Origin of the sequence: Bartonella sp. AA81SXKL (assembly GCF_042196945.1) — a bacterium.
Taxonomy (GTDB): Bacteria; Pseudomonadota; Alphaproteobacteria; order Rhizobiales; family Rhizobiaceae; genus Bartonella.
Window position 1 is genome coordinate 1 of the sequence record NZ_JBHIRH010000048.1, and the last position, 1,335, is coordinate 1,335.

General features: G+C 47.0%; 1 protein-coding gene. It reads left to right on the forward strand.

Annotated elements, in window-relative coordinates; all coding sequences use genetic code 11:
* On the forward strand, positions 1-930 hold a 930-nt coding region (locus ACFINZ_RS09175), incomplete at its 5' end, for a transposase domain-containing protein (protein ID WP_375701371.1).
* Positions 931-1,335: the final 405 nt, after the last annotated feature.

Sequence of the window (1,335 nt, forward strand, 5' to 3'; positions counted from 1 at the left end):
TTTAAGATTAAGCCGGATGATCCGCAAGGGCTTTTGACGAGTTTGGGTGTGCAATTGCAATGGACCACCCCTTATAGCGGACAGTCTAAACCGATTGAGCGGGCATGGCGTGATCTGGCAGAAGCGATTTCGAAACATCCCTTTTGTGCGGGGGCTTATACGGGCAATAAACCGGATGCCAAGCCTGAAGATTATGGAAAACGCGCGATAGGATTTGAAGCGTTTAAAGCCCATGTTGGTGCGCAGATTGTGGCGCATAATGCGCAAGCAGGGCGTAAGGCGGTTAATTGTGCGGGGCGCAGTTTTGATGAGACCTTTACTGAGAGCTTGCAAGCCGAGGGGACGATTATTCGGCAAGCAACGGCAGCACAACGGGCTTTATGGCTTTTAACCTCTGAGGCATTGCGTGCGCAAAAGGGTACGGGCGAGATCCATTTTTATGGCAATCGTTATTGGGCGCGGGCGTTGAATGAGCATGCGGGGAAAAAAGTGATTGTACGCTTTGATCCGGATAATTTGCATCAAGATTTACGGGTTTATGATTTGAATAATCGGTTGCTTTGTTTGGCACCATGCCTTTCTGATGTAGGTTTTTATGACCAGCAGGCGGCGCGCTTGAATGGGCGTTTGCGTAAAGAATATGTGAAGGCTGTTAAAGCAGAAAAACAGCTAGCGGCAAAGCTTGCGCCTGATCACTTGGCCGATGTTTATGGTCGCCTTGAGAAAAAGGATGAAGCGTTCAAATCGAAGCTTCCGATAAAGCCAAAGGTGAGCCGCTTGATGCCAAACAATGTGGGGAATTTAGCTTTGAAAGCAGACGATGATGAGGCTTTGGGGGAGGAAGAATTCAGTCAACACTTGCATAAAGCTTTGAGAAAGCTTTCCGCCTCTGATGAGGGGCGTGAGGTGATCAAGTTTCCTAAACGATAGGAAAGGAAAGAGGGGGGATTTGTAAGAATTCTCAAAAGGAAGCTGGTTTTGTATCGCGTACCAGCTTGAAGCGTTAACAAAGAAAGGGGGGGAGGAATCTTATCCATTTCATAGTCTAATCAATACATGAAGTTTCTAGGTGTCTTTGCCTGATCGGGTGAGATGCGTGGAGTTAGCAAGTTCCCTGATGTGTGAGAAAGAGAGGGGATTTGCAAGGTTAGCCGTTTTAGTATCGCGTACGGCTTTTAAATGTTCATTCTAAAGACAAAAGATAAGGGGCGGGTGGGAGCCCTTCCCCTTATCAACAGTCTAAAATCAATACGAGAGGGGAATATACATGAAAAACGCGATAAATGCAACGGTCGATAAAAATCCTTGGGCGCGACCTAAAATCCAGCCTAATGG